This window comes from Nocardia speluncae NBRC 108251 (assembly GCF_001613245.1).
Taxonomy (GTDB): domain Bacteria; phylum Actinomycetota; class Actinomycetes; order Mycobacteriales; family Mycobacteriaceae; genus Nocardia; species Nocardia speluncae.
Genome location: NZ_BDBZ01000021.1, coordinates 157454 through 165803 on the forward strand (window position 1 = coordinate 157454; position 8350 = coordinate 165803).

Sequence of the window (8350 nt, forward strand, 5' to 3'; positions counted from 1 at the left end):
CGGTGCACCGCCATCCGGCGTGCACAATGCCTGATGTGACAGTTGAGCTGCTGATCCTGCTTGTCGTCATTGTCACCGCGCTGGCTTTCGACTTCACCAATGGATTCCACGACACCGCCAATGCGATGGCGACATCCATTGCCACCGGGGCACTGCGCCCCAAGATCGCCGTGGCCCTGTCCGCGGTTCTCAACCTGGTGGGTGCGTTCCTGTCGGTGGCTGTGGCGGCGACGGTGGCCGAGGGGATCGTCCGGCTCGACGCGGTCTCCGGGCACGAGCTGCTCATCATCGTGTATGCCGGTTTGGTGGGCGGAATCCTGTGGAACCTGCTCACCTGGCTGTTCGGCCTGCCCTCCAGTTCGTCGCACGCGTTGTTCGGCGGTTTGATCGGGGCCACCCTGGCGTCGCTGGGCTGGAGCGGGGTGGTCTGGAACGGCGCGGGCGGCGGCGTGCTCTACAAGATCATCCTGCCCGCCCTGCTCTCGCCGGTCATCGCGGGAATGGTGTCGGCCCTCGGGACCTGGTCGGTGTACCGGATCACCCGCGGCGCCGACCCCGGCAAGGTGACCACCGGTTTCCGCTGGGGACAGATCGGCTCGGCGTCACTGGTCTCGCTGGCACACGGCACCAACGACGCGCAGAAAACCATGGGCGTGATCTTCCTGGCGTTGGTCGCGCACGGTACGGTCACCGCCGATACGCAAATCCCGATCTGGGTGATAGCCGCCTGCGCGTTCGCCATCGCCGCCGGCACCTACCTCGGCGGCTGGCGGATCATCCGCACCCTGGGCAAAGGCCTGGTGGAGATCGAATCACCGCAGGGATTCTCGGCCGAATCGGCATCGGCGGCGATCATCCTGACTTCCGCGAATTTCGGGCTGCCGCTGTCGACCACCCAGACCACCACCGGCGCGATCCTGGGCACCGGGCTGGGCCGCGGCGCCGAGGTGCGCTGGGCAGTGATGGGCCGGATGGCGGTGGCCTGGCTGCTCACCCTGCCGGCCGCCGGGATCGTGGGCGCGGTGTGCTGGTCGCTGGCGCATTACATCGGCGGGCTCGCCGGGGTCCTGGTCGTATTCGCGCTGCTGGCGGGGCTGGCCGGCCTGATGTATCGGCGTTCGCTGCGCGACCAGGTCTCCAGCCACAACGTCAACGATCCCGCGCCGCCCTCGCCCGGTGCGACACCCGCGCCGTCCGAACCGCGAGCCGCGTACCGGACTCCTGCCGGAGAGGAGGCATGAGATGTCCACTCTGCTGACCCACCTGCGGGCACTGCTGGACGTTACGCTGGCAGCGCTCGCCCTGGGTGCCGCCGTACCCATGTTGTTCGCGCTGGGGGTGCGCTGGTGGTCGGGCGCCGAGGTGACCGATCCCGACGGTACTGTCCGGCGTAACCCGGTCGCGGTGGCCGCGGCGTGTTTCTGCCTGCTGATCGTGGTGACCGTGGTCGTCGCCGGGGTGCTGTTCGTCGCGAAGGGTTTCCTCTCCGACCGGCTCGGTATCCACCTGTTCGGGGAGTCCTGATGGCCACGGACGAGGTGCAGCCGCCGCGGCAGGGCCTGCTGTCGCGGATCGTGGGATGGTTGCGGGCAGGATACCCGCAGGGTGTGCCGCAGAACGACTATGTCGCGCTGTTCGCGGTACTGCATCGAGACCTCACCGAATACGAGGTCCTTCTGGTGGCCGAGGAGGTTCTGCGTGACAGGGTGGAACGGCAGGAGATCACCCACGCCGATATCGAGGCGGCCGTGAAACTGGTGGCCAAGGAACAGGCCGGTCACGAGGATATCGCGCGGGTGGCCTCGCATCTGGCCGCCGGCGGGTGGCCGCTTGCCGCACCGGTACCGGGGGATCGGCAGCCATGATGCCCCGGATGCTGCACGCTGTGATCGATTGGTTGCGGCGCGGGTATCCCGACGGGGTGCCGGAGGCGGACTACATTCCGCTGGTCGCGCTGCTGCGGCGGCGGCTCACCGGCGAGGAGGTCGAGCAGATCGCGGCCGAGGTATTGAATTCCCCCGCCCATCGGCTGGACCGTACCGATATCCGCGTGATGATCACCAAGGTCACCGACGAGATGCCGTCCGATACCGATGTGCAGCGCGTCCTGTCCCGCCTGGATCCGCCCGGCTGGCCGGAATGAAACCCGGCGCCGGCGACCCCGCCGAGTTGCTAACCCTGCTATCGCAGCTTGCGAACATCTCCTAAGCTGGACATATGGCCAAGACTTACGTCGGCGCCCGGCTCCGGCAATTGCGCACCGAACGCGGGCTCAGTCAGGTGGCGCTGGCCCAGCAACTGGAGATATCGGCGAGCTATCTGAACCAGATCGAGCACGATGTCCGTCCGCTCACCGTGCCGGTACTGCTGCGCATCAGCGAGGTATTCGGCGTCGAGGCGACCTTCTTCTCCCCACAGGACGACACCCGGCTCATCGCCGAACTGCAGGAAGTCGTGATGGACCAGGAACTCGGTATCGAAGCCGGCGCCCGGGAAATCGCGGAAATGGTCTCCGCCCATCCGAGCATGGCCCGCGCCCTGGTCAATATGCACAACCGCTACCGCAACACCAGTGCCCAACTCGCCGCGGCCACCGAGGACCGGTTCGCCGACGGCTCGGGCAGCGCCACGATCAGCAAACCACACGAGGAAGTACGCGACTACTTCTACCAGCGGCAGAACTATATTCATCAGCTCGATACCGCCGCCGAGGAACTGGCCAACCGGATCCGCTTCCACGGCGGGGATGCCCACAGCGAAATCCCCAAGGTGCTGCGCAGTCACGGCGTGCGGATCATGGAACGGATCGACCTCGGCGAAGGTGTGCTACACCGATACAACACGGAAAACCAGGTCCTCGAAATCGCCCCGCACCTCTCGGGCGGGCAGCGCCTGTTCAAACTCGCCGCGGAGCTGTCCTATTTCGAATGCGGCTCGCTACTGGAAAAACTCGTGGACGAAGGGAACTTCTCGGGTCCCGACGCCCGCCGACTGGCACTGCTGGGTCTGGCGAGCTACTTCGCGGCCGCGACGGTACTGCCCTACACCTACTTCCACGAGGTCGCCGAGGACTTCCGCTACGACATCGAACGGCTCTCGGCGTTCTTCGCCCAGAGCTACGAAACGATCTGCCACCGGCTGTCCACCCTGCAGCGACCGGAACTACGCGGTGTGCCGTTCTCGTTCGTCCGTGTGGACCGCGCCGGCAACATGTCGAAACGGCAGTCCGCCACCGGATTCCACTTCTCCTCCAGCGGCGGCACCTGCCCCCTGTGGAACGTGTACGAGGCCTTCACCTACCCCGGCAAGATCATGACCCAGATCGCCCAGATGCCCGACGGCCGCAAATACCTGTGGGTGGCCCGCACCGTCGAACGCCGCGCCACTCGCTACGGACAACCGAGCAAAACCTTTGCCATCGGCCTGGGCTGCGAAATCCGCCACGCCGCGCGGGTCGTGTACGCGGACGGAATCGACACGCGCGAGGTCAACGCCACCCCGATCGGCGCGGGCTGCCGGGTATGCGACCGCACCAACTGCCCACAACGCGCCTTCCCGCCGCTGGGCAAAACCCTCGATATCAGCGAACACCGCAGCTCGGTATCGCCTTATGTCCTGAAATAGCTGTGTTTATTTGCGCCGCCCTTCGGCGGCGCGGGGTTCGGCGCTGCTGGTTGTGACGGGTTTGGGGCCGGAACCGTGGGGGCGCTGAATTCGGCGAACTCCAGACGCGTTTGTTCCCTTGTGGTCCGCGTTCGGTGGAGTGCCGAGCGGTGGGCCGGTGGACGTTCAGATCCGGGTGGGGCCGGCACTCGGTATGTCCAATTCCGACACCACGACGGTGGGGGTGAGGTGCCCGCGTAGGCGGCGGTCGATCTCGCCGGCCACCGGAATGACCACGGAGGCCGCGGAGGTGGCCACTGCGTCCACCAGGGTCGCGGGCCAATCGGGCGGATTCGCATTCGCCAGGGCGGCGATTACGGCCGCCGCTACGGTATCGCCTGCGCCCGTGGGGTTTCCGGTGAGCGGTTCGGGCAGGTGGGCATCCCAGGCGCCGCCGGCGGTCACCGCCACCATGCCCAGCGGACCACGCGTGATGATCACCGCCCCGGCTCCGCGACCCACCAGCGGCCGGGCCGCGGCGACCAGCGCGGCCGGTGTCTCGGCACCGGATTTCGTCAGCTCCTCGAACTCCGCGAGCCCCGGCAGCAACACCACCCCGGGGACCCGCGACGCCATCCGCAACGCGGGTCCGTCCAGATCGCATACTGTGGGCACCTGGGCCTCCAGCGCCCCCTGGGCGATTCGCGCGGGTAGGCCCGGATCGATACCTTCGGGTAGTGATCCGGCGATCACCAACCCCGAGATATGCGGCAGCATGCCCGAAACCCGCACCTCGAGCTGTTCGGAAGCGTGCGGGTTGGCTACTCGCGCACCCGGTTCACGCAGCGCGGTGGCGGTGCCGGTATCGGATTCGCTGATTACGACGGTGCGCCGCACCCACGGCAGCGCGTGCACGAAATCCACCGGCATCTCGGCTTCGGCCGCGGCGGCAAACGCATGATCCGCGAAACCGGTGGCCCGGGCGTAGCGACCCAGCTGATTCAGCACCCGGGTCACGTTGATGCCCTTACCGCCGAGACGCTGCTCCACCGACCGGACCCGGTGCGTCCGGCCGCATGTGAAATTCTCGACCCGGTAGGTCACATCGTATGCGGGATTCATTGTCACGGTGAGGATCACGAGAACCACTGTCCACGAGAGTCGGCGCGCCGCAAGTCCGGGTGGTCGGCGGGCCCGGATGAGGTCGGTTGCCGGGCACCCGGCCCGGACGCGAAAGGTACGGAATCAGATCGCCGCCTCCGCGGGGAACGCGACGGTGATGCGGCCCAGCCGGCCGTTACGGGCCGCCACCATTTCCGCCGCCACCGCGAGTGCGGTTTCGGTGGCGGTCGCGGCGCCGATATCCATACCGGCCGGTGCGTGCAACCGCGCCAGCATCGTCTCGTCGAACCCGCTGGCACGTAGCTCGTCGAGGCGGCGGGTGCAGGTGTGCGCCGACCCTGTCACCCCGATATAGCCGATCTCCGGTAGGCGCAACGCCACCGTGAGTAGCGGAATCTCGAACTGTGGATCGTGGGTGGCCAGCACTATCCCGGTGGAAGCGTCGACTTCCCCCTCGGCGACCAGCACGTTCAGATACCGGTGCGGCCAATCGCAGACCACCTCCGCACCCGGGAAAGACTCCGGTACGGCGAATGCGGGCCGGGGATCGCAGATGGCCACCCGATAGCCGAGTAGCTGGGCCTGCGAGGCGAGCGCGGCGGTGGTCGTATTGGCGCCGAAGATCACCAGCAGCGGCGGCGGGGCGAACGACGCGACGAAGATATCGGACTGCGGTAGTGATACCAGCTCGGTTGCATGCCGTTTATCGGTGATCAGATGCTGCCCGATCATCCCGGGTTCCGGATTCCAGACCACGGTGAAAACCGTTATCCGCCGATGTTCGGCTATTTCGGCGGCCACGGCCGGGAATTCCGGGAAATAGCCGCGCGAGAACGGTTCGGTGAACACATCGATGATCCCGCCGTCGCCCGCCGATTCGGCTCCGGGCACCGTGAGCCGGTGTAAAGCGCGCTGACCGGTTCGGGCCGATTGCACAGTGGCCTCGTACACAATGTCCTCGATACCGGTGGACGCCATGGATCCGTAGATCATTCCGTCCGGGTCCACCAGCATCGCCGTTCCCACCGGAATATCCACGTACCCGCCCGTGCGCACGATGGTGGCCAGTCCGCCGGTCCGGCCCGAACTCCACACCTGCAGCAGGTCGTCGACGATGTCGCGCATCAACAGCTCCGATCCCACCGTGCGACGGAGGGCAGGCGCTCACCATCGGCACCCGTCACCGATGACCGCGCACGTGACGGACACCCTAGCGTTGTTCTCTGGGAATTTGGCACGCCTGCGAAAATCTCATCGGGCGAGAATATGAACGGTTGGCCACGTGCTGTGTGCCGCCGCGGTCCCTTTCTGGGCATGCTGTGAAATCTTGCTGGTTCACCAGCGGGTGATCTCCCCGGCAGCGGGAAGCGGCACCATCTGATGAGCCGCGATTTCGACCTTGCCGATCTGCAACCGGATGGGAACAGATGGCAAGCGGCAGTGACAATAATTCTGCCGCCGTAGCCGACCTGCCATCGATAACGGTCGAGACCGGCCGCGTGGGCCATCGCGGTCCCTGGCGATCGAGGGCTTCTGGCTGCCGGGTGCATCCGTTGTTTTCCGGGCCTCGTTCGAGCGCCTGTCACATCTGAAGTTGGGTGACTTCAGTTATGAACGTCCTCACAGTGGTAGCCGGGGCGGGTGGGTGCGTGCCGGATCGACGCTTGTTTTAACAGTACGAGCGTTACGGTAAAGTCCCATGTCAGCGCTACTCGTCAGTAGGATTAGTGGGGGCAATGTGCTGGCTACTTTCGCAGACTTAACAATCTTGTGACCTATCCTAGCTCGGATTCACAGAAGCAACAGGTAGACGACGTTTTAATCGTGTGCCATGGTGTGCAAGTACCCCCGCTGGGCATTGCAACCCTGCAAATCGTCGATCCAGCAGTGCGGCGCGGAAACGCACCGTCGACGCGGCCCGACGGACCGACCGACCAAGGAAGTGGAGTCGAAGATGTCGACCACCGGCACCCCGAAGACCCCCGAGGAAATCCAGAAGGATTGGGACACCAACCCGCGCTGGAAGGGCGTCACCCGCAACTACACCGCCGAGCAGGTGTCGAAGCTGCAGGGCACCGTCGTCGAAGAGCACACCCTCGCGCGGCGTGGCTCGGAGATCCTCTGGGACCTGGTGAACAACGAGGACTACATCAACTCGCTGGGCGCCCTCACCGGTAACCAGGCGGTGCAGCAGGTCCGCGCCGGTCTCAAGGCCATTTACCTGTCGGGCTGGCAGGTCGCCGGTGATGCGAACCTCTCCGGCCACACCTACCCGGATCAGAGCCTCTACCCGGCCAACTCCGTGCCCAACGTGGTCCGCCGCATCAACAACGCGCTGCTGCGCGCCGACGAGATCGCCGCGGTCGAGGGCGACACCTCGGTCGAGAACTGGCTGGCCCCGATCGTCGCCGACGCCGAAGCGGGCTTCGGTGGCGCGCTCAACGCCTACGAACTGCAGAAGGCCATGATCGCCGCCGGCGCCGCCGGTGTGCACTGGGAAGATCAGCTGGCCTCGGAGAAGAAGTGCGGCCACCTCGGTGGCAAGGTGCTGATCCCCACTCAGCAGCACATCCGCACCCTGACCTCCGCCCGGCTGGCCGCCGATGTCGCCCAGGTTCCCTCGGTGATCATCGCCCGCACCGATGCCGAGGCCGCCACCCTCATCACCTCCGACGTCGACGAGCGCGACCGCGAATTCCTCGACGGCACCCGCACTGCCGAGGGCTTCTTCGGCGTGAAGAACGGCATCGAGCCCTGCATCGCGCGAGCCAAGGCCTACGCCCCCTACGCCGATCTCATCTGGATGGAAACCGGCGTGCCGGACCTCGAGGTCGCCCGTAAGTTCGCCGAATCCGTCCGCAGCGAGTTCCCGGACCAGCTGCTGGCCTACAACTGCTCGCCGTCCTTCAACTGGAAGGCGCACCTGGACGATTCCACCATCGCGAAGTTCCAGCGTGAGCTGGGCGCCATGGGCTTCAAGTTCCAGTTCATCACCCTGGCGGGCTTCCACTCGCTGAACTACGGCATGTTCGACCTGGCCTACGGCTACGCCCGCGAGGGTATGACTGCCTTCGTCGACTTGCAGGAACGCGAGTTCGCCGCGGCCGCCGAGCGTGGCTTCACCGCCATCAAGCACCAGCGTGAGGTCGGTGCCGGCTACTTCGACACCATCGCCACCACCGTCGATCCCAACACCTCCACCGCGGCGCTGAAGGGTTCGACCGAAGAAGGACAGTTCCACTAGGCCGCACTGACGCGCGGCGGGTTCGGCCCACCTCGATCTCTGCTGTCAGCACTCGACACTCGCGGCTGCGCCGCATCGCATCGAGCACCGACAGCAGGGACGGGCCGAAGCCTCCCCGGGCCGCGCTGAACTCGGCTCCACCGCTGGTTACAGCGGGCCCGGCCCGGGTCCGGGTTCATCGGAGCCGGACATGGTATCCGTGTTGGATACCGGCAACCACTACCTCGGTAGGGGTGTACCCGCCGCCCCCTCGCAACAGCCCGGCGAGGGGGCTTCGGTGCCTCTACTGTGAACTGCACAAGCACAACCTCACCCAGTACAGCGGCACGCCCTCCTCACCGCACGGCCTGGAGTTCTACTCGTACTCTCATCTTCAAGGTT

General features: G+C 66.1%; 8 protein-coding genes. 6 read left to right on the plus strand and 2 right to left on the minus strand.

All coding sequences use genetic code 11. The features are described 5' to 3' along the window. Positions 1-35: 35 nt before the first annotated feature. The 5 genes from NS6_RS20825 (at position 36) to ramB (ending at position 3624) form a co-directional block, all read left to right on the plus strand. A complete protein-coding gene (locus tag NS6_RS20825; RefSeq protein WP_068044258.1) occupies positions 36-1241 on the plus strand; it encodes an inorganic phosphate transporter in 1206 nt (401 codons plus the stop codon). 1 nt (position 1242) lies between these two features. Beyond that, entirely contained in the window at positions 1243-1524 is a 282-nt protein-coding gene (locus NS6_RS20830) for a hypothetical protein (protein ID WP_068044260.1), read from the plus strand. Then, positions 1524-1865, plus strand: coding sequence for a DUF3349 domain-containing protein (locus NS6_RS20835; protein ID WP_068044264.1), 342 nt, complete (start codon positions 1524-1526; stop codon positions 1863-1865). Before NS6_RS20830 ends, NS6_RS20835 begins: the two co-directional genes overlap by 1 nt. Then, a complete protein-coding gene (locus NS6_RS20840) occupies positions 1865-2143 on the plus strand; it encodes a DUF3349 domain-containing protein (RefSeq protein WP_068044266.1) in 279 nt (92 codons plus the stop codon). The genes NS6_RS20835 and NS6_RS20840 overlap by 1 nt, the downstream gene beginning before the upstream one ends. A 74-nt stretch (positions 2144-2217) precedes the next feature. After that, positions 2218-3624 (plus strand): acetate metabolism transcriptional regulator RamB, encoded by a 1407-nt coding sequence (gene ramB, locus NS6_RS20845; protein ID WP_068044268.1) that lies wholly within the window; start codon positions 2218-2220, stop codon positions 3622-3624. Positions 3625-3789: 165 nt separating this feature from the next. On the opposite strand, the gene NS6_RS20850 is transcribed toward ramB, so the two are convergent. Continuing rightward, on the minus strand, positions 3790-4752 hold the full coding sequence (locus NS6_RS20850; protein WP_245669437.1) for a hexose kinase: 963 nt from the start codon (positions 4750-4752) through the stop codon (positions 3790-3792). A 96-nt stretch (positions 4753-4848) separates the two neighbouring features. After that, positions 4849-5850 (minus strand): XdhC family protein, encoded by a 1002-nt coding sequence (locus NS6_RS20855; RefSeq protein WP_068044324.1) that lies wholly within the window; start codon positions 5848-5850, stop codon positions 4849-4851. An 829-nt stretch (positions 5851-6679) separates the two neighbouring features. On the opposite strand from NS6_RS20855, the gene aceA reads away from it, so the two are divergent. Beyond that, complete coding sequence (aceA, locus tag NS6_RS20860; protein ID WP_068044325.1) at positions 6680-7969, plus strand: isocitrate lyase; 1290 nt, start codon at positions 6680-6682, stop codon at positions 7967-7969. Positions 7970-8350: the final 381 nt, after the last annotated feature.